The 18,408-nt window shown below is 60.0% G+C and carries 24 protein-coding genes; 9 read left to right on the top strand and 15 right to left on the bottom strand.

Annotated elements, in window-relative coordinates:
* Positions 1 to 148 precede the first annotated feature (148 nt).
* The 4 genes from ACGJAX_RS17085 to ACGJAX_RS17070 form a co-directional block, all read right to left on the bottom strand.
* Positions 149 to 586 carry a DUF3995 domain-containing protein gene (locus ACGJAX_RS17085; RefSeq protein ID WP_247255112.1) on the bottom strand — a complete coding sequence of 146 codons (438 nt, stop codon included), beginning with the start codon at positions 584 to 586 and terminating at the stop codon, positions 149 to 151.
* 115 nt (positions 587 to 701) lie between these two features.
* A complete protein-coding gene (locus ACGJAX_RS17080) occupies positions 702 to 1,715 on the bottom strand; it encodes an ABC transporter substrate-binding protein (protein WP_090319676.1) in 1,014 nt (337 codons plus the stop codon).
* Positions 1,716 to 1,841: 126 nt separating this feature from the next.
* Complete coding sequence (locus tag ACGJAX_RS17075; protein ID WP_090319673.1) at positions 1,842 to 2,039, bottom strand: hypothetical protein; 198 nt, start codon at positions 2,037 to 2,039, stop codon at positions 1,842 to 1,844.
* Positions 2,039 to 2,509, bottom strand: coding sequence for a hypothetical protein (locus tag ACGJAX_RS17070; RefSeq protein WP_247255115.1), 471 nt, complete (start codon positions 2,507 to 2,509; stop codon positions 2,039 to 2,041). Before ACGJAX_RS17070 ends, ACGJAX_RS17075 begins: the two co-directional genes overlap by 1 nt.
* Between ACGJAX_RS17070 and ACGJAX_RS17065 the strand changes: the two genes are divergently transcribed.
* The 4 genes from ACGJAX_RS17065 (at position 2,483) to ACGJAX_RS17050 (ending at position 3,911) form a co-directional block, all read left to right on the top strand.
* The gene (locus ACGJAX_RS17065) at positions 2,483 to 2,620 is read left to right on the top strand and encodes a hypothetical protein (protein ID WP_162493929.1); all 138 of its coding nucleotides are present in this window, start codon (positions 2,483 to 2,485) and stop codon (positions 2,618 to 2,620) included. The genes ACGJAX_RS17070 and ACGJAX_RS17065 overlap by 27 nt on opposite strands.
* A 297-nt stretch (positions 2,621 to 2,917) precedes the next feature.
* A complete protein-coding gene (locus tag ACGJAX_RS17060; RefSeq protein WP_247255116.1) occupies positions 2,918 to 3,142 on the top strand; it encodes a hypothetical protein in 225 nt (74 codons plus the stop codon).
* A gap of 160 nt (positions 3,143 to 3,302) precedes the next feature.
* Positions 3,303 to 3,533: a hypothetical protein gene (locus ACGJAX_RS17055; protein WP_090319665.1), complete on the top strand. Its 231-nt coding sequence runs from the start codon at positions 3,303 to 3,305 to the stop codon at positions 3,531 to 3,533.
* A gap of 138 nt (positions 3,534 to 3,671) precedes the next feature.
* Entirely contained in the window at positions 3,672 to 3,911 is a 240-nt protein-coding gene (locus ACGJAX_RS17050; RefSeq protein ID WP_047530030.1) for a DUF2789 domain-containing protein, read from the top strand.
* Positions 3,912 to 3,919: 8 nt separating this feature from the next.
* Here ACGJAX_RS17050 and ACGJAX_RS17045 read toward each other — a convergent pair whose 3' ends face one another.
* The 3 genes from ACGJAX_RS17045 to ACGJAX_RS17035 all read right to left on the bottom strand — a co-directional run bounded on the left by ACGJAX_RS17045 (position 3,920) and on the right by ACGJAX_RS17035 (position 6,597).
* A complete protein-coding gene (locus ACGJAX_RS17045; protein ID WP_390955455.1) occupies positions 3,920 to 4,123 on the bottom strand; it encodes a hypothetical protein in 204 nt (67 codons plus the stop codon).
* A gap of 225 nt (positions 4,124 to 4,348) precedes the next feature.
* Positions 4,349 to 5,572, bottom strand: coding sequence for a methyl-accepting chemotaxis protein (locus ACGJAX_RS17040; protein WP_390959898.1), 1,224 nt, complete (start codon positions 5,570 to 5,572; stop codon positions 4,349 to 4,351).
* A gap of 620 nt (positions 5,573 to 6,192) precedes the next feature.
* Complete coding sequence (locus ACGJAX_RS17035; RefSeq protein ID WP_047530036.1) at positions 6,193 to 6,597, bottom strand: TraR/DksA C4-type zinc finger protein; 405 nt, start codon at positions 6,595 to 6,597, stop codon at positions 6,193 to 6,195.
* Between the two features lie 363 nt (positions 6,598 to 6,960).
* Here ACGJAX_RS17035 and ACGJAX_RS17030 point away from each other — a divergent pair, with 363 nt between their 5' ends.
* The gene (locus ACGJAX_RS17030) at positions 6,961 to 7,572 is read left to right on the top strand and encodes a glutathione S-transferase N-terminal domain-containing protein (RefSeq protein WP_390955454.1); all 612 of its coding nucleotides are present in this window, start codon (positions 6,961 to 6,963) and stop codon (positions 7,570 to 7,572) included.
* A 181-nt stretch (positions 7,573 to 7,753) separates the two neighbouring features.
* Here the strand turns inward: ACGJAX_RS17030 and ACGJAX_RS17025 are convergent, their stop codons facing one another.
* Both ACGJAX_RS17025 and ACGJAX_RS17020 read right to left on the bottom strand, forming a co-directional pair.
* Positions 7,754 to 8,683 (bottom strand): hypothetical protein, encoded by a 930-nt coding sequence (locus tag ACGJAX_RS17025; RefSeq protein WP_390955453.1) that lies wholly within the window; start codon positions 8,681 to 8,683, stop codon positions 7,754 to 7,756.
* Positions 8,684 to 8,868: 185 nt separating this feature from the next.
* On the bottom strand, positions 8,869 to 9,177 hold the full coding sequence (locus ACGJAX_RS17020) for a hypothetical protein (RefSeq protein ID WP_247255141.1): 309 nt from the start codon (positions 9,175 to 9,177) through the stop codon (positions 8,869 to 8,871).
* A 172-nt stretch (positions 9,178 to 9,349) separates the two neighbouring features.
* Here ACGJAX_RS17020 and ACGJAX_RS17015 point away from each other — a divergent pair, with 172 nt between their 5' ends.
* Positions 9,350 to 10,033, top strand: coding sequence for a response regulator transcription factor (locus tag ACGJAX_RS17015; protein WP_090319648.1), 684 nt, complete (start codon positions 9,350 to 9,352; stop codon positions 10,031 to 10,033).
* Complete coding sequence (locus ACGJAX_RS17010) at positions 10,011 to 11,405, top strand: ATP-binding protein (RefSeq protein WP_390955452.1); 1,395 nt, start codon at positions 10,011 to 10,013, stop codon at positions 11,403 to 11,405. Before ACGJAX_RS17015 ends, ACGJAX_RS17010 begins: the two co-directional genes overlap by 23 nt.
* A 63-nt stretch (positions 11,406 to 11,468) precedes the next feature.
* On the opposite strand, the gene ACGJAX_RS17005 is transcribed toward ACGJAX_RS17010, so the two are convergent.
* From ACGJAX_RS17005 to ACGJAX_RS16995, 3 genes are read right to left on the bottom strand one after another with little or no spacing between them, the layout of a single operon-like run.
* The gene (locus ACGJAX_RS17005) at positions 11,469 to 11,879 is read right to left on the bottom strand and encodes an SRPBCC family protein (RefSeq protein ID WP_390955451.1); all 411 of its coding nucleotides are present in this window, start codon (positions 11,877 to 11,879) and stop codon (positions 11,469 to 11,471) included.
* Positions 11,880 to 11,906: 27 nt separating this feature from the next.
* A complete protein-coding gene (locus tag ACGJAX_RS17000) occupies positions 11,907 to 12,704 on the bottom strand; it encodes an SDR family NAD(P)-dependent oxidoreductase (protein WP_090319639.1) in 798 nt (265 codons plus the stop codon).
* A gap of 2 nt (positions 12,705 to 12,706) precedes the next feature.
* Positions 12,707 to 13,195, bottom strand: coding sequence for a hypothetical protein (locus ACGJAX_RS16995; RefSeq protein ID WP_390955450.1), 489 nt, complete (start codon positions 13,193 to 13,195; stop codon positions 12,707 to 12,709).
* Positions 13,196 to 13,319: 124 nt separating this feature from the next.
* Here ACGJAX_RS16995 and ACGJAX_RS16990 point away from each other — a divergent pair, with 124 nt between their 5' ends.
* Positions 13,320 to 13,667 (top strand): DUF6124 family protein, encoded by a 348-nt coding sequence (locus tag ACGJAX_RS16990; RefSeq protein ID WP_390955448.1) that lies wholly within the window; start codon positions 13,320 to 13,322, stop codon positions 13,665 to 13,667.
* Positions 13,668 to 13,753: 86 nt separating this feature from the next.
* A complete protein-coding gene (locus ACGJAX_RS16985; protein WP_247255126.1) occupies positions 13,754 to 14,674 on the top strand; it encodes a LysR substrate-binding domain-containing protein in 921 nt (306 codons plus the stop codon).
* Here the strand turns inward: ACGJAX_RS16985 and ACGJAX_RS16980 are convergent.
* The 3 genes from ACGJAX_RS16980 to mqo form a co-directional block, all read right to left on the bottom strand.
* Positions 14,595 to 15,188 carry a DinB family protein gene (locus ACGJAX_RS16980; protein WP_390955447.1) on the bottom strand — a complete coding sequence of 198 codons (594 nt, stop codon included), beginning with the start codon at positions 15,186 to 15,188 and terminating at the stop codon, positions 14,595 to 14,597. The two genes, ACGJAX_RS16985 and ACGJAX_RS16980, sit on opposite strands and share 80 nt — an antisense overlap.
* Positions 15,189 to 15,322: 134 nt before the next feature.
* A complete protein-coding gene (locus ACGJAX_RS16975) occupies positions 15,323 to 16,441 on the bottom strand; it encodes an FAD-dependent oxidoreductase (RefSeq protein WP_390955446.1) in 1,119 nt (372 codons plus the stop codon).
* Positions 16,442 to 16,747: 306 nt separating this feature from the next.
* The gene (mqo, locus tag ACGJAX_RS16970) at positions 16,748 to 18,391 is read right to left on the bottom strand and encodes a malate dehydrogenase (quinone) (RefSeq protein WP_390955445.1); all 1,644 of its coding nucleotides are present in this window, start codon (positions 18,389 to 18,391) and stop codon (positions 16,748 to 16,750) included.
* Positions 18,392 to 18,408 lie beyond the last annotated feature (17 nt).

Genomic DNA, 18,408 nt, shown 5'->3' with positions numbered 1-18,408 from the left:
TTGTATGGGCTGGGCTGACGCTATCGCGAGCAGGCTCGCTCCCACAGAGATTTGTGTCCCGCATGATTTTTCGTGCGCACCGATGAGCGGTGGGAGCGAGCCTGCTCGCGATGGCGATAGTCCAACCGCAGAGAAAGTCCTGTCGACCTCAGCCCCAGGCCACCGCCAACAACCCCGCCCCCAGCACCACGCACAACGGTGAGTAGACCCAGGTATCCAGCCGGGCAAACTTCGAGCCCTTGACCTCTTTGAAAAAACCCACCAGTTCCGAATCACCGATGGCCCTGGCGAACATCAAGATCGCGATGGCACTGATCAGCCATTGCAGCGACCAATGGGACACCGCCGGCAACCACCACCCCACGCGCAAGCACACCAGCAACGAAATCAACAACAACGCCCCGGCCACCAACAGCGTGATCCAGCCCCGCGGTTTGAAGGCGGGACGCAACTTCGGCTCGCCCTCCACCGGCACTTGCGGCACCGCCGCCACAGCGGCCCACTCGCCACCCAATGCCCAGTAGACATGCATCAGGCTGATCGCGGCGAAAGTCGTCACCAGCCATTGAGCCAACACCAGAGTCATGGTCAGAAATCCTTGAAAGGGATTCGAACAATCATCCTAGTTGGCATTTCCTGAACTGCACGGACCTGTCGGCGCGACCCGACCAACGCCACTGCCAGCTATCGCCGGAGCGGCCTTAGAGCCCGGCGGAAACCTTGTCCGCCACCTCCTTGGGCAGCCAGGCTTTCCACACATCCGGGTGCGCCTTCATGAACGCCTCGGCGGCCTGGCGCGGCGCCGTGTGTTTCTCGCTCATCTCGGCCAGGGCCTTGTTCAGCGGATCGATGGGCAGATCGACCCTGGTGAAGAACTCGGCTATCTGCGGGTACTGCTTCTGGAACGGCGTGGACACGCCAATGGACAGTTTCGAGGGCAACGAACGGGTGGGCTGCGGATTGGGGTTGTCTGCGTCGGTCAGGGTTTTCCAGGCTTCGGCGTCGAATGGCGGCTCTTGCAGTTGAACCAACTTGAATCGGCCGAGCAACGGCGTAGGCGACCAGTAATAGAACAACACCGGTTTGCCGCGACGGATCGACGAACTGATCTCCGCGTCCAGCGCCGCTCCGGAACCGCTGCGGAAGTTCACATAGCTGTCTTCCAGCCCATACGCCTTGAGCTTCTGTTTGTTGACCACTTCCGAAGTCCAGCCGATCGGGCTGTTGAGGAAGCGTCCCTTGGTGGGGGCTTCCGGGTCCTTGAACACATCCTTGTAGCGCGGCAGGTCGCTGACACTGCGCAGGTCCGGCGCCAGCGGCTTGATGCCCTTGGCCGGGTCACCCTTGATCACATACTCCGGCACCCACCAGCCTTCGGTGGCGCCCTTGACCGTATCGCCCAGGCTCGCGACCTTGCCTTCGGCCTCCGCCTTGACCCAGACGGGGCTGCGCCCGGCCCACTCTTCGCCAATGACCTGGATGTCATTGTTGGCCAGGGCGGTTTCCAGGGTAATGGTGGTGCCCGGCAACGTATCGGTCGGCAGCCCGTAGCCCTTCTCGACAATGATGCGCAGGATATCGGTGATCAGGCTGCCACTTTCCCAATTCAGGTCGGCGAAGTGGATGGGCGCCTGGGCAGCCGATACGGGCACCGATGACGCCAACAACCCGAAAGTGGCCAGGGTAGCGGCCAGCAAGCGTCGAAAACCTTTCATGCTCTTTGTACCTCGTGCTGTTCACAGCAATGGCAGGATGGCCTGGCAGAAGACCGCGAAGCCTCTGAATAGTCAGTCAACTGACTTTAGTAGAGGTTCCTGCTTTCGAGGGAGCATGCCCTGGTTTTAGGAAGTTTCCTGCAAGCGCGCCAATTCTCTTCTGACCATGCTGGCATACGCTGCCGGGCGCAACGCGTAGATCTGTGAGGCCACCCAATTCAGCCAGGCTCCCTGCAGCACAGCCTTCTGCCCGAACAGCCGTTGGGCCTCGGCTTGAGCGCTGGCGAGGTTTTGCTCGTGGAAGTCGGCGCGGGTCAGGCTCATTACTCGCTGGCCTTGAACGTCACCAGTTCGCCCTTGCGCCACTTGGCGGCCTTGGCGGTCACGGCCTTGAGGGTCTTGGTCAGGCCTTCCTGCAACTGCTCATGGGCGGCGAACACAGTCACTACGCTGTGACCTTCCTTGAACACGATGGCATGCCCGTCGGCGGTGGTGACAAAGGCGTAATCGCCCAGGCCGTAGACCGTCAGTTTGATATCGCGGAATTTGATTTCCAGCTTGCCGCCTTCGCGACTGGGCAATACCGAGGCGCTGAAATGATCGCCTACCTTGAGTTTGAGCCCAGGCTTATCGTCCACCACCAGTGCTGACTCGGTGTCGATTTCGGCAATGTAAATGCCTTCAGCGTTCTGTTCGGTGATGTAAACGAAACGTGACTGAAACTGTTTAACAAGCTTTGCGCGCAAATCACCCAGCACGAACAAAGCATGCATATCGAGATTACTTACTGCCAAGGAAACATCCCCACATCTGAAAATGACGCCGCACGCGAAAAAGGCGCACGGCCAAAAAAAGCGGCAATGCCGAAGGTGAAGCCAGATACCCGGGTTGAAGTCCTGAAATGAGCAGAGGGCTCATCCATCACGAGGCTTGAGCAGACTACTGGATGTCGCTCGTATCGTCTTGCCTGGCGTTCGTCAAAGGTTGAAGGAAAACGCCCTTCGTACGGCCAGAGAAATACGGACTATCAACTTCGGGGAAAATTCTCTCGAAAAAAAGCACTTTTCTGACATATCGCCAGCCAGAAATTGCTTTAGATAAACATCGATCCCCCCAGTGAGGGTGATTCTAGAGCAGCGATGCTCGTTGAGACCACCCATACCGACGTACATACGTCGGCAAAACAATGAAAAGGACTTCATATGTGCACACTGACCCACTTCGCTCATCCCCAAACATCGCACCTGATGCTGTCGCAACACCCCGAACTTGCCACCCAAGCCCTCCGTCAGCCCCGGTTTCAAGTGATATTGGCCGGCAATGCCTTCTTCCATATCAAGGAAATTTCCACCGGGCACGTCAGAGGTTTCCGCGGCGATCACAACGAAGCCTGTGCCCTCGCCCGCTCACTTGAATCACGTGTTTGACGGTTTCGTTTCCTTTCTTGCGATAGACGTTTCGTCACACCGGCGACTTATCTCAGCCGCCGGCCCGCAACAACTGCCATACTGCCCGGCCAATCAAACGCCGCCTCTCCAGGTGGACGGCGTTAAACATAACAATATATTTCCAAGGGAAGGCAGCAACGTGACGGAATTTGATATCGGCGAGTTTTTTATTTGGGGCGAAGCCAGAGAAGTCGACGGTGAGTTCCAGGCTGTCATAGTCATGCGCGCCAAACCGCCACTGAGAACCGTGACTTACCATCAGGTTGAAAAGGATCGCTGGTTCAAAACTTCGGACGTCGCTGCCAACGCGGCCCAGGAATCAGCAAAAGAACTGAAGGCTGCCGTCGATGCCGGTGCCTTGAAAGCCTGATCATCGCGTTTGCGGTCTATGCTCACTCCTGCATTTGTACATCGCTTTCGAACTCCTGACGCGCGGCTCCCTCAGATGCAATGTAGCCGCACCTCAGATCTCGTCCTCGACGCGACCGCCCACTGCAAGGAGAAGAAGATGGAATCACCGACACACGACTTGAAAGGTTTGTTCGACCAGCTCGGCCTGGACTCCACTCAAAAAGCCATCGACGATTTCATTGCCAGCCATTCACCGTTGCCCGACGACAAGAAACTCATCGATGCCGAGTTCTGGACCCCGCAACAGGCCGGTTTCCTGAAAGAACAACTGCGTGAAGATGCCGACTGGGCGCGGGTGGTCGACGACCTGAACCTGCGCATGCATCAGATTCACTAGCCCCAGGCTCAATGCAGGCTGTCTGGTGTTTCTTTTTTCAATTGCGCCAGCCAGGCAGCCCTGCACTCCTCCGCTTCATCGCGACTGGAAAATGCCGTCCCCCGGCGTTCACCGTTGAGCAGCACCACCCAACAGACGCTCTGCCCCAACGCCCGCAAACTGTCGGGCACACCACTGCCGATCATCACCGCCACATCAACTTTACTGAGCATGCTGACCTCTCGAAATCCGTTAGCAACCTAACTATGTAGGCATGTTAATCAGTCAATTCGAGGGGAAACAGCAGAGACGCTGCATATCAGCGTTTCCAAAAACGTAACAATACGGTGCGCCATGCGGACCCGCCTCTAACGCAATGCTGTTCAGTTAGGGACATTGCAGGAGCGAGCTTGCTCCTACGGTCGATCACATTCTCTTAACTGAACAGCATTGAGCCTCTAGCGAGGCTTTTCCGGCTTGTAGCCCAGACGCAAACCACCCCAATGCCGTCCCTTTATCAGGATCGGCACCGACAGGTCGTGCATCAATTCTCCCGTGTCTCGGGTATACGTTTGCAGCAGTACCGGCTGCTGATGGCTGCCACAACGGATGCCGGTACGGTCGGCAAACTTGCGCTTGGTGCGGTTTTGCGCGGTATCGACCTGGACATCGCCGGTCAGCGGCTGGCTGAAGGCTTTGTTGTGGGTCGGCACGTAGCCTTGCTGGGTGCAGGCAATCGCGAACACCAGGCCTTCATGGCGCGGCAGCAGCGGTTCCTGGATCGCCGGCAAGACTTGATCGGTGTAGCGATCGAAGCGGGTCTGATACTTGGGCGGGCTGGTGTCGGGAATTGCCTGGTAATGACGGTCGAACAAGTCATCGAGGCTGATTCGGCCGGCGTCGATGTCGGCATCGAAGCGCGCGGCAATCTGGCTCGCCCCTTCGCGGGCCAGGTCGTAGATCCGCTGGTGATAGTCATCCAGTCCGACTTCCGCCAGGCGTTCGCTGATGGTTTCGGCCTGACCTTCCATTTGAATGGCGGCCTGGGCCAGCCGCTGGGTTTGCTGGTCGCTGATGGCCAGGTCGCTGCGCATCTGTTCGATGGCATGGAACAGGCTATCGAGTTGTTCGCGGTTGGTCTCGGCGCCTCGGGCAATTTCACCGACCTGGCTTTCGACGCTGGCTGCCAGGCGCGCGATGTTTTCCAGATGTTGCCCCGTGTGCTCGACCTGCCGCACGCCAGTGTCGAGGTCGCTGGACAGTTGCCGGATCTGCTCCACCACTTGCGTGGTGCGTTGCTGGATATCGGCCACCATCTCCCCGACTTCACCGGTCGCCGTGGCGGTACGCGCGGCCAGGCCACGAACCTCGTCGGCCACCACCGCAAAGCCGCGTCCGTGCTCGCCGGCGCGCGCCGCCTCGATGGCCGCGTTCAACGCCAGCAGGTTGGTCTGGCTGGCGATGGACTGGATCACCAGGGTGACGCGCTGGATATCATCGCTGCGCAGACTCAGGGCTTCGATCAGTTCACGGCTGCTATTGGCCCGCTGACTGAGCTGATGCATGCGCGCAATCGATTCGATCAACTCGCCACGCCCCGCCGCGCCGCTCTGATGCGCCTCGCTGGCAGCACTCAGGGCCGCACGACTGAGCGTCGACGTGGCTTGTTCGGTGACAATCATGACTTCGGCGTTGCTGACGATCTGCGCCGCCGCACCGAGCTGCGATTGCAGCTTATCTGCCAGTTGCTTGACCGAAAAGGCCACGCCCGCCGCTGACAGGGCGTTATGACTGGTGGTGTAGGAAAGGTCGCGAGTCAACGCCGAGAGGGCGCTGGACGTATCGGCAGGAGCCACTTCAGGCGTCGCACGCGAACGCAGACGGGGCAGCCAGACAATCAGCACCGCCAGCGGCAGGCCCAGGTAAAGCGACCAGCCACCCAGCGTCATGCCGCACAGCAAGAGCATCAGGGCGATGCTCTGCAACGTCGGCGTCAACCAGCGGTTTTTCGGCAAAAGTTCTGGTGCAGGCACTGCCGCAACCAGAGATCCATCTCTCGTCATCGTTATCACCCCGCCATCTTCTAATTGTTGTCATCGCATTAAACGCCGGCACAAAGCCATTATCCATGGGCCTTTAGTCGTGGTCGTTGCAGCAGATCAATAGAAGTGCGGGGATTTCCGTAGACGTCGAAAAGCAAAGATCGCAGCCGTCGACATCGGCTGCCGAATCGGAGGCAGACGCTGGCGAAGGCTGCGATCTTTTCACAGACAGCCCGGGCTGAGCGGGCTGCCTGGCAGAATCACGCCTGACGCTGGTGCTTGTCGATTTGCTCGTGACGCTCTTGAGCTTCGATGCAGTACTTGGTCGTCGGGCTGATCAACAGGCGTTTCAGGCCGATTGGCTCGCCGCTGTCGTCGCACCAGCCGAAGCTGTCTTCCTTGATGCGTTCCAGGGCTTGTTCCAACTGAGGCAGCATGCGCTGGTCGCGATCGATCGCATTCACCAGCCAGGTGCGCTCTTCTTCGACGGAAGCGGCGTCAGCCGGATCGGCCGGGGTGTCCAGGCTCTCGATGGCGATGCGGTTCTGTTCGATGCGCTCATGGGTTTCGACTTTCATGTTTTGCAACAGCTCGGCGAAAAAAGCATGTTGCTCGGCATTCATGTAGTCATCCGCCGGCATGGCCAGCAACTTGTCCTTTGTCATTGATATCTCTATAAAAAAACGTGCATTAAGGCGAATAAGGGAGCGTTCCGGCAGACCTGGTCAGGCCATCGGAAAGGCGCCGTTTGTTCCAAGCGCCACCCGGCACTCAATTTACGAGGGGCGGCAGTCTAAGGCCGACTTGAGGCCTCAGCAACTGAAAAGACAGCGAATTTGTCCGGCAAAGCCTCGAAAATGCTCTATGGCAGGCATTCAGGCGGTCATCGGAGTGCGTTTATAGCAAGAAATTCCATGCAGCGGAGGTATATAGAAGACAAACGGCTATCCAATACCGCCTCATTTGCACAGCCGCCAGGCTCAGCTAAGGTTGTCCCTCCCGAAATGGCTACTTCAAGGAGCAGTTAAATGAAGCTGATCGGCATGCTGGATTCGCCCTACGTACGACGCGTCGCCATTTCTGCCAAACGCCTGGGCATTGCGCTGGAGCATGAATCGGTGTCGGTGTTCAGGCACTTCGAGCAGTTCCGGCAAATCAACCCGGTGGTCAAGGCGCCCACGCTGGTACTCGATGACGGCGAGGTGTTGATGGATTCGACACTGATCATCGACTACCTGGAGGCCCTGGCCGCACCGGGCCGCAGCCTGATGCCCGCTGGCATTAAACAGCGCGCGCATTCATTGCGCCTGACAGGACTGGCGTTGGCGGCTTGCGAAAAGTCAGTGCAGCTCTATTACGAGCGCAACCTGCGCCCCGCGGACATCCAATACCAACCCTGGGTTGAACGGGTCGAAGGGCAACTGGCGGCGGCCTATGTCGCGCTGGAGCGCGAGCTGGACAAGCAACCGCTGAGCACCGACGGTTCGATCGACCAGGCTGGCATCACTCTCGCCGTGGCCTGGAGCTTCACCCGTCTGGTGGTGCCGGATCAGGTCGCTGCGGACCACTTTCCGCGCATCGCGGCATTTACTGCCTATGCCGAAGGGCTTGAGGCGTTTGTGAGCACACCGATCGACTGACACAGTCAGGATCAAAACAGCGCAGCCTGCGACAGTTCCTGCACAGATTCGTGCAGGGCCGTCACAGGCTGTGCTGTTTTCCTTTAATGAATCAGTGCATGAACAGCGCGATCAGGATGATGATCGGGATCGGTACGCCAAGAAAGAACAACAGTAATGAGCGCATGGTGTTTCTCCTGAGTTAGCGAACGGTGGCGGTAGTGACGTAAGTGTCGGTTTCCAGATACACCACGGCGTCCCGACGACGACCGCCAAAAGTCGCGGCAAGACTGGCGAAAAATGCACCGGCCAACAGCGCAACGAACATCCATAACGTGGTCCAGGCAGCGACTTTGGCGGCCGTGTCCGCCGCTTGTTGTGCCTTCAGTTTGGCGTCAGCCACCGCTTTTTGAGTACGCCCATACACTTCATCGACCCGGCGTTCAGCATCTGCCTGGGTGAGGTTGGTCCGTTGCGCCACCAATTGCGCCAGGTAGGTGCGATCCTCGGCAGCCAGTTGCCCATCATTCAAGGAACGGACAAAGATGCGCATCACGGTGCCCCGGGCGGCGTCATCGCTGACGGCGGCCGGACGATCATCGCGAAACAGGCTGTCGACGAAGTAACCGTATTGATCGCTGTCGGTATTGGCTGCTGCGGTGCCGGCCGCTTGAGTCACGGCACTGGCGGCGCCACCCACGACCTGCGCCCCGGCCTGCACCCCGCCGCTGACCAGGCTGCTGACCGATCCAGCCACCAATGTGGCCGTCACCAGCGTCGCCACGCACCAGGCCAGGAAGCCATGGGCGGTGTCGCGGAAGTAGACTTCATCGCCGTGCATGTACGCCCACTTCACCCGCAGCCGGCCGGCGATGTAGCCACCGGCCCCGGAAGCGATGATTTGGGTGACGGCCAGCCAGACGATCGTGGAAATGCCCAGGCCCTTGGCGCTCACGCCTTCATTAGCCCACGGCGACACCGCCGAAAACCCAAGGCCAAAACCCAGCAGCACCAGAATCAGCGATAACGCCGCTGCCGCTGCCGCCCCGGCGAAAATCGCCCCCCAAGACACGCCCGAGAGCGTGCTCGATTCATCTACGGCAGGATAGAAACCATCAGAGGATCTATTCATCGTTGTATCGCTCCAGGCAGGAAAGATGGTGTTACAACTCTTCGAATGAACAATTGCAGTGACCGTGCCAGTCGCGAAATTTAGATAAGTCGTTAAACTTCAGAGGGTTACAAAGATGGAACTTCCAAAGGTCATGCAATATGCAATAAACGACCAGCCCCGGCGGGTTTTCTGCATTGCCAAAACTATTTGCGCCTGTAGCTTTTATTGCCCGCAGGCGTGAGGCAGTAGACGCCGCCTCTGGGGCCCGTACAGAACGAACCGGTTCCGCAGGCGCAACCCTCGGCGTCCTTCACAAATGCTTGTGGCCGGGCCTGGCTTTTGCTGCCATATATAGATGAACAACTTTTTTTCGAAGCACTGATGGAGCCGTCGTTACACAGGAACAGCTCACCGTCACAACGGGCAATACCGCCCTTCTTTCCCGAACAGGGTGTATTGGCGGCCCACGACGATGAGCAGACAACGCACAGCAACAACAGGCATATCGGCATCCAGCCAGGTTTCAAAGTACGCACGTTGCAGCTTCCCGTTGAAATTATGGCCCAATGATATCAATGTTCCCTTATCGCACCGTAAGCACATGAAAGTTAATTTATTAAGTCACGGGCAATTCTTGGCAAAATGCTTCGAACTCAGAATTGAACCGATTGATCAGGCCAGCCTATGACCCGTATTTTGACCATCGAAGACGACGCCGTGACCGCCCGGGAAATTGTCGCCGAACTGAGCAGCCACGGCCTCGAAGTCGACTGGGTCGACAATGGCCGCGAAGGGCTGGAGCGCGCAGTCAGCGGCAACTATGACCTGATCACCCTTGACCGCATGCTGCCCGAGCTGGATGGCCTGGCCATCGTCACCACGCTGCGGACCATGGGTGTGGCGACTCCCATCCTGATGATCAGCGCCCTCTCCGACGTCGACGAACGCGTGCGCGGCCTGCGCGCCGGCGGCGACGATTACCTGACCAAGCCCTTCGCCACCGATGAAATGGCCGCCCGCGTCGAAGTCCTGTTGCGCCGCCAGAACAACGTGACGGCACACGTCACCACGTTGCGAGTGGCGGATCTGGAACTGAACCTGATCAGCCATGAAGCCAGCCGCAATGGCGAGTTGCTGACGCTGCTGCCCACCGAATACAAGCTGCTCGAATTCCTGATGCGCAACACCGGGCAGATCCTGTCGCGAATGATGATTTTCGAAGAGGTCTGGGGCTATCACTTCGATCCGGGCACCAACCTGATCGACGTGCACATTGGCCGCCTGCGCAAAAAAATCGACCCACCGGGCAATGTTCCACTGATTCGAACCGTGCGAGGCTCGGGTTATGTCATTGCCGAACCCGTCTAAAGGCTGGCGTTCTTCCAGCAGTCGTCTGCTGGCGCTCTACAGTGCGTTGTTCGTGACCTGGAGCGCGATTCTCATGGGGGTCATGTACTACGAGGTGTCGGCCTACCTGGACAACCTGGCCAAACATTCGCTGATGCAACGTCAGCATCTGTTCTCGCGCTTTCAGGGCGAACAGCTGGTGGACGCCCTCGCCGTCAGCATGACCTTCGACATTCGCGGCCTCGACGCCTATGGCCTGTTCGACAGCCATCAGCGTTACCTCAGTGGCGCCCTGCGCGCCATCCCGCTCGACTTGCCGCTGGACGGCAAGATCCACATGCTCAGCGACTGCACCGACTCCGACGACCCGACCCTGCCCGCGGACAGCTGTGACGCGGTAGCGACCCAGACCCGCGACGGTCGCTGGCTGGTGCTGGTGCGGGACAACGGTTCGTTGTTTGCCGTCACCCGCATCATTCTCCATGCATTGTTCTGGGGTGTGACCTTGACCATTCTGCCGGGCATTGTCGGCTGGCACTTGTTGCGCCGCCGCCCGCTGCGGCGAATTCGCGCGATTCAGGCCAGTGCCGAGGCGATCGTCGCCGGTGACCTGACCAAGCGCCTGCCGCTGTCCAATCGCCGCGATGAACTGGACATGCTCGCCGCCATCGTCAACGCCATGCTCGAACGCATCGAACGCTTGATGAACGAGGTCAAGGGCGTGTGCGACAACATCGCCCACGACCTGCGCACGCCGCTGACCCGCTTGCGCGCGCAGCTCTATCGCATGCAGCAACAGGCTGGTGAAGGCTCTGCCGAAGCGGCGCAACTGGATTCGGTACTGAGCGAAGCGGACACCCTGATGGCGCGTTTTCGCGGTCTGCTGCGGATCTCCGAACTGGAAGACCGCCAGCGCCGTTCCGGTTTCGTGCAGCTCGACCCGGTGTCGTTGCTGCAGGAACTGCATGAGTTTTATCTGCCACTGGCCGAAGACGATGGCCTGGTTTTTCAATTGCACGTGCCTGGGTCATTGCCGCCGCTGATGGGTGACCGGGCGCTGCTGTTCGAGGCGATTGCGAACCTGTTGAGCAACTCGATCAAATTCACCCCGCCCGGCGGCGCGGTCATTTTGCGAGGGATCAATCAGGGTGGGCATACCCGCATCGAAGTGCTCGATTCCGGTCCCGGAATCCCGGAGGCCGAACGCGAGGCTGTGTTCCAGCGCTTCTATCGCGCCGAAGCCGGTAATCAGAAAAGCGGTTTCGGCCTGGGGCTGTCGATCGTCGCGGCGATTGTCAGCCTGCACGGCTTTACGCTGGAGGTGGGACGCAGTGAACTGGGGGGCGCGCGGCTGGTGATCGATTGCCGCCAGAGTTTGATTGCCCCGACCTGACTCAAATCTCCTGAATCGACACGGAACCTGTGGGAGCTGGCTCCCACAGGCTTCTGCGTTGACTCAAGCGGGGTAATTGGCCCGCAACGCCTGCAGGCCACCCTGGTAAATCCCGGCGAATAACACCACCACCTCCTCATCACTGACCCCCACCGGTTCAAACCGGCCGGACCAGGTCACCCGGGCGCCCTCGCCCTGGCTCTCGACCTTGATCGTCGCCAGGTACTCAGTGGCCGGAAACGGCGCCTGCACAATCGAGTAGCTGTAGGTCTTGCCGGCATTGTCAAACGCTTGCAGGCGCTCGATCACCACCGCGCCGTCCGCGGTTTGCAGACTGCGCACACGCCCGCCTTCACTGAGTTCGCTCTTGGGAATGAACGGCAGCCAGTCCGGCAGCGAGTTGAAACCCCCGATCAATTGCCAGACCTGATCGGCCGGAGCCGGGATGTCGATGAAGGCTGATGCAGATGCCATGGAATGTTCTCTCTTGATCAGTAAGGGTCAGATGGCCAGGCTGTCGACGACACCGCCGTCGACCCGCAGGGCGGCGCCCGTGGTGGCCGAGGATAACGGTGAAGCGATGTAGGCCACCAGATTCGCGACTTCCTCGACATGGGCCACGCGCTGGATGATCGAAGTGGGCCGGGCCTTGCGCACGAAGTCGTCGGCTTCCTCCTGCAGGCTGCGACCGGATTGCGCAATCGCATCCTTGAGCATCTTCTCCACGCCATCGGTCAAGGTCGGGCCCGGCAGGATCGCGTTGACCGTCACCCCGGTGCCCGCCAGCCGCTTGGCCAGTCCATGGGACACCGCCAGGTTGGCGCTTTTGGTCACGCCATAGTTGAGCATGTCGGCCGGGATCGCGATCCCGGATTCCGAAGACAGGAAAATCACCCGCCCCCAGCCCTGCTTGACCATGTCCGGCACGTAATGCCGCGACAGGCGCACCCCTGAGATCACGTTGACCTCATAAAAGCGCGTCCACTCGCTGTCGGGGGTGTCAAAGAAATCCACCGCTTCGTAGATCCCCAGGTTGTTCACCAGGATGTCGGCCCGTGGTTCGGCGGCGAACAGTTTTTCCGCGCCTTCTGCCGTTCCGAGATCGGCCGCCAGCCCGCGCAGTTGAGCGCCCGGCACCTGTTGGCGAATGCTCGCCAAGGCCTGTTCGACCTTGGCCGTATCGCGACCGATCACCACCACCGTGGCGCCGGACTCGGCCAACGCCTTGCTGATGCCCAGGCCAATGCCGGCCGTGCTGCCGCTGACAATCGCCAGTTTTCCACTCAGATCGATTTTCATGCTCAAGCTCCAATGATCGGCAACGGTGCGCGTTCGGATACCAGTCTTGGCTCACGCAGCGCCTGCCAGAAGGTTGCGGGAATCACGCGGTCATGAACGGAAAGAGTGTAGCGACCCGTCAGAAAATTACCCTCTGGCTGTGCTTCGCCCGGATCAAGGGTCAATTCATCCGGCCCGACCTTGGCCATAGGCCCCGGCCCCGGATCACGCCGGCTTCGGGTCTGCACAAGAAACAAGCGAGAGCGGCTCGCGATGGCCACCGCCGTTGGCATTTGTTTAATGGCTGTCGGCGTTACTTCGTGAAAGCTACAGCGCCTTGCGTCGTTGCCTACGGGTACGCCAGAATCCGCCGGCTTGTGCGCCTTGGGGTCGGGTTTTATCGTTTGTCGGTCGCTGAAAAGAACAGTGATCGGGTTTGGTAGCCCGACCCTACACAAGGCGCATAGCGTCACCTTTTGCAGGTTTTTCACGCCTGTATTAATGGTGGCCATGCGCAGGGCACCTTCGGGTGCGCCGGTTTTTCCTTGTGTGCCGGTCTACCAACCTCCGTATGGCCACCACCCTTCGTTTGGTAGCGAGGGTGATGGTTCCTTCAGTTCACGAGGAGCTGCATCCATGTTGAAAACTACGCCCAACCCACCAGACACCGCCCCCACTTTTCACTTCGAAACCCCTGATCCAGAAAACCACCCGGAACCCACCGACCGCATCCCCTCCGCCGCCGACATCCGCGCCACCCCGCGCAAACCCTGCCGCATGTTCATCGTCGACCCCGAGCTCGACACCGAATCCCTGCTGGCCCACGCCTGCGAATCCCTGGCGTCGGCCAACGTCATGACCCTGGACCTGGCGGACCGTACGGAAGGGACCAGTCGCAACACCCTGCTGGGCATCGCGCAAGTGATCATGCTCGGCGAACTGGCAGTCAACCGCGCACTGGACCGCCTCGACCCACCCGAATAAACACCACCCCCTGTGGCGAGCTTGCTCCCTCGCTACAGGTTTGGTGCTTTACTGAAGAAATTCTGCAACCTGCGAGCACCGCCGCCATGAACCGCAACGACCTGCGCCGCGTGGACATGAACCTGTTGGTGATTTTCGAAACCCTGATGTTCGAGAAAAACCTGACCCGCGCTGGAGAGAAACTGTTTCTCGGCCAGCCAGCGGTCAGTGCGGCGCTGGCGCGGTTGCGGGATTTGTTCGACGATCCGTTGCTGGTACGCAACGGCCGTAGCCTGGAGCCGACGCCGCGCGCCCTGGTGATTCTCAAGGAATTGCAGCCGGCGATGGACACCATTTCCGGCGCGGTCAGCCGGGCCAAGGATTTCGACCCGTCCACCAGCCGTGACGTGTTTCGCATCGGCCTGTCCGATGACGCTGAATTCGGTCTGTTTCCGCCGTTGCTCAAGCAGATCCGTGAAGAGGCACAGAATGTCGTGGTTGTCGTACGGCGGGTGAATTTCCTGCTGATGTCGTCGATGCTCGCCACCGGCGAGATTACCGTCGGGATCAGCTACACCACAGAATTGCCGGCCAATGCCAAACGCAAAAAACTGCGGGACTTGAGCGTCAAGATCCTGCGTGGCGATAACCGGCCCGGCCCCCTGACCCTGGATGAATTCTGCGAACGTCCCCATGCGCTGGTGTCGTTTTCCGGAGATTTGACCGGGGCGATCGATACCGACCTTGCACGCATCGGCCGTTCGCGCCGGGTGGTGCTGGCGGTGCCGCAGTTTGCCGGCTTGCGCGCGTTGCTGGCGGGCACCGACATGCTGGCGACGGTGCCGGATTACGCGGCGAGCGCGCTGATCGAAGGCAGCAGCCAGCTGCGTGCCGACGATGCGCCGTTCGACATCAAGCTGTCCGAACTGTCCATGGTCTGGAACGGTGTCAACGATAACGATCCGGCAGAACGTTGGTTGCGCTCGAAAATTGTGGCGCACATGTCGGCTCCACTGTCGGGGCATTGAGCGAATTGAAGTGCGGATCGCTCTCGCGCAAGTAGATCGGCAGGTCCGTCATCGGCGGCATGGCAGGGATCTCGAAATACATCTGGATCACCCAGCCACGGTGATAACTGCCGTGATTGACCACGTGCATCAGTATCGCCCCGGCGCTCATGGTGCCGCTTTCACCGGAAACGAAAGTAAACCTGACAGGTTTATCCAGGGAGGCATCGGTTTGCCGGGCGGTCCAGTCGCTGTACCAGTGATCGATGTCCTGCTGCGCCAGACGCAGGTCGATCAGGTTCGGATGCACCAATTCGTGGGAGGTCTTGAAGCCGTGCCCTCGGCCTTCGAGGTGAGCCTGCCAGATGCAGTCCACCACATAGATGTGGTTCAGCGTGCCGATCATGGTTTTGAACACTGAAGCGCGCTCTTTTTCGACTTCGCCCGGCGGCAGTTGCGCCAGATTATCGAAGAGGCGCTGATTGGCCCATTGTTTGTAATCGGCAAGCATGCGGGCAGTGCGTACGTTGATCATCAGACTTCTCCGATGGCGAAGAGCACATCTTCCAAGGATAGCGCTATCCGAGGGAGGCGGCGCAGACGCTGATTACCGGTCATCAAACCGACCTGATCCTGGTCCTGTAGGAGTGAGCTTGCTCCTACAGGGCGTCAGGCCAGCTGCTTCAGTACGTGCCCCGCCAGCGCCAGGCAACTGGTCAGGCCTGGCGATTCGATGCCGAACAGGTTCACCAATCCCGGCACCCCATGCTCGGTCGGGCCGCTGATGCGGAAGTCGGCGGCGGGGTCATTCGGCCCGCTGATTTTCGGGCGAATACCGCTGTAGGCCGGTTGCAGGCTGTGATCGGGCAACCCTGGCCAGTAACGCCGGATCGCCTGGTAAAAACCATCGGCGCGATGGGGGGCCACGCGGTAGTCGACTTCGTCGACCCATTCCACGTCCGGCCCGAAACGCGCCTGACCGCCGAGGTCGAGGGTCATGTGCACGCCCAAGCCGGCACTCTCCGGCGCCGGATAAACCAGATGCCGGAACGGCGCCCGGCCGCTGAAACTGAAATAACTGCCCTTGCACAAATGCGCCACGGGAACGTGCTGCGAGGACAGCCCTTCAATCTGACTGGCCACCTGCGGCGCGGACAACCCGGCGCAATTGATCAGCTCACGGCAACTCAACGTCATGGGCTCGGCGCCGCCCATGTGCAGTTCAAAGCCCTGTTCGATGCAGCGCGCAGACAGCAACGGCGTTTGAAACGCCAGGGACGCGCCCCGGGCTTCGGCATCGGCCTGCAACGCCAGCATCAGCCCATGGGCATCGACAATGCCGGTGGACGGCGACCACAGCGCGGCGACGCAGGACAACGCCGGTTCCAGCTCCCGCGCCTGATCGCCGTCCAGCCATTGCAGGTCATCGACGCCATTGCGCCGACCCTGCCCAAGCAGTGCCTGCAAAGCCAGCCGTTGCGCATCATCGCTGGCCACGATCAGCTTGCCCAGGCGCTGATAGCGCACGCCGCGCTCTTCGCAGAAGGCATACAAACGTTGCTTGCCCTCCACACACAACTGCGCCTTGAGGCTGCCGCCGGGGTAGTAAATGCCGGCGTGGATCACTTCGGAATTGCGCGAACTGATACCCACACCGATGCCTGCGCCGGCCTCTACCAGGACCACTTCGCGCCCGCTCATGGCCAGTGCCCTGGCCACCGCCAGGCCAACCACTCCGGCGCCAACCACCACGCTGTCCACATCGACATCCACCTGCCCTGCCCTCATGCCAACCCAGCCTCCGCTCCGGTCATCGATCAGGCTGGAGAATAGCGCCAGCAGGAACTTGCCGGCTATGACGCCTCTGGATATTGCGCCGCGCTCAGGGCCGCCATCGCTGGCAAGCCAGCTCCCACAGGATGCAGGTGATGGGTCGACCGTGAGGCTGCCTGCGCCGGCCGCTCAGGGGTAATACGTTCGTTGATTGCGTGAAGATTCAAAAAAAAACCCGCTGACCGTCACCGGTTCAGCGGGCTTTCTCTATCGCGGATCAGCTTGTCCAGGCGCCCCATTCATAACGATGGGACTCGCGGATCACAACGCCATATCAGCCGAGGCGTTCTCTTTCGGCGCTTTCGGCTTTTCAGCCTCGACAGCCGGCGCAACAGCCTGACCGATCGCCGGTGGAGGAGTCAGCTCCAGCACCTTGGCGGTGTAAGCCCACTCTTGCGCCACTTTCTCAGGGCTGCCATTGAGTTGGGTGCCGTAGCTCGGCACGATCTGATGCAGCTTCTCTTGCCAGGCCGGCGTCGCTACCTTGTCCTTGAAGACTTTCTGCAGTACCGACAGCATGATCGGTGCAGCGGTCGAAGCACCTGGCGATGCGCCCAGCAGGCCGGCGATGGTGCCGTCCTGGGAAGCGACGATCTCGGTGCCCAGCTTCAGCACGCCACCGGCGGCTTCATCACGCTTGATGATCTGCACGCGCTGGCCCGCTTGCCACAGCCGCCAGTCTTCGGCTTTGGCGTTCGGGAAGTATTCCTTCAGGGCGTTGAGGCGATCTTCATCCGACAGCATCAACTGACCGGCCAGGTACTCGACCAGCGGGTATTCCTTGATGCCGACCTTGGTCATTGGCCACACGTTGTGCGTGGTGGTGGTGGTCAGCAGGTCCAGGTACGAGCCTTCCTTGAGGAACTTGGTCGAGAAGGTCGCGAACGGGCCAAACAGGATCACGCGCTTGCCGTCCAGCACGCGGGTGTCCAGGTGTGGGACCGACATCGGCGGTGCGCCAACGGACGCTTTGCCGTAGGCCTTGGCCAGGTGTTGCTCGGCGATGGCCGGGTTTTCGGTCACCAGGAACGAGCCACCTACCGGGAAGCCCGCGTACTCCTTGGCTTCGGGAATGCCCGATTTCTGCAGCAGGTGCAGGGCACCGCCGCCGGCGCCGATGAACACGAACTTGGCATCGGTTTCGGTCTTGCTGCCGTCTTTCAGGTTTTTGTAGCTGACACGCCAGCTGCCGTCGGCGTTCTTGGTGATGTCCTGCACTTCGCTGGACAGCTTCAAGTCGAATTTCGGCGTGGTTTGCAGGTGGGCAACGAACTGGCGCGTGATTTCGCCGAAGTTCACGTCAGTCCCGATGGGGGTCCAGGTGGCCGCGACTTTCTGGTTCGGGTCACGCCCTTCCATCATCAACGGGACCCACTTCTTGATCACGGCCGGGTCTTCGGAGTACTGCATGCCGGCGAACAGCGGGCTCGCTTGCAGGGCTTCGTAGCGTTTCTTCAGGAATTTGATGTTGTCATCGCCCCACACAAAGCTCATGTGTGGCGTGGAATTGATGAACGAGCGCGGGTTTTTCAGCACGCCTTGCTGAACCTGCCAGGCCCAGAACTGACGGGAGATCTGGAAAGCTTCGTTGATTTCAACGGCTTTCGGGATCTGAACCTTGCCATTCTCGTCTTCGGGGGTGTAGTTCAACTCAGCCAGGGCGGAGTGACCGGTACCGGCGTTGTTCCAGCCGTTGGAGCTTTCCTGGGCGACGCCATCGAGGCGCTCGACCATCTCCATCGACAGGCCTGGTTCCAGCTCATTGAGCCAGACGCCGAGGGTTGCGCTCATGATGCCGCCGCCAATCAGCAGCACATCGACTTTCTTGGCTTCTTCGGCCTGGGCCGTCGTCATCCCCAACGACAAAGCCAGCCCCAGCAGGGCCGTGTTCACTTTCTTAAACATCTGTAGCACCTAATGAT

The organism is Pseudomonas moorei (genome assembly GCF_042846945.1).
In the GTDB taxonomy this organism is placed as follows: Bacteria; Pseudomonadota; Gammaproteobacteria; order Pseudomonadales; family Pseudomonadaceae; genus Aquipseudomonas; species Aquipseudomonas moorei.
The sequence above is the reverse complement of the archived record's forward strand: the minus strand, read 5'-3'. Positions and strand labels throughout refer to the sequence as shown.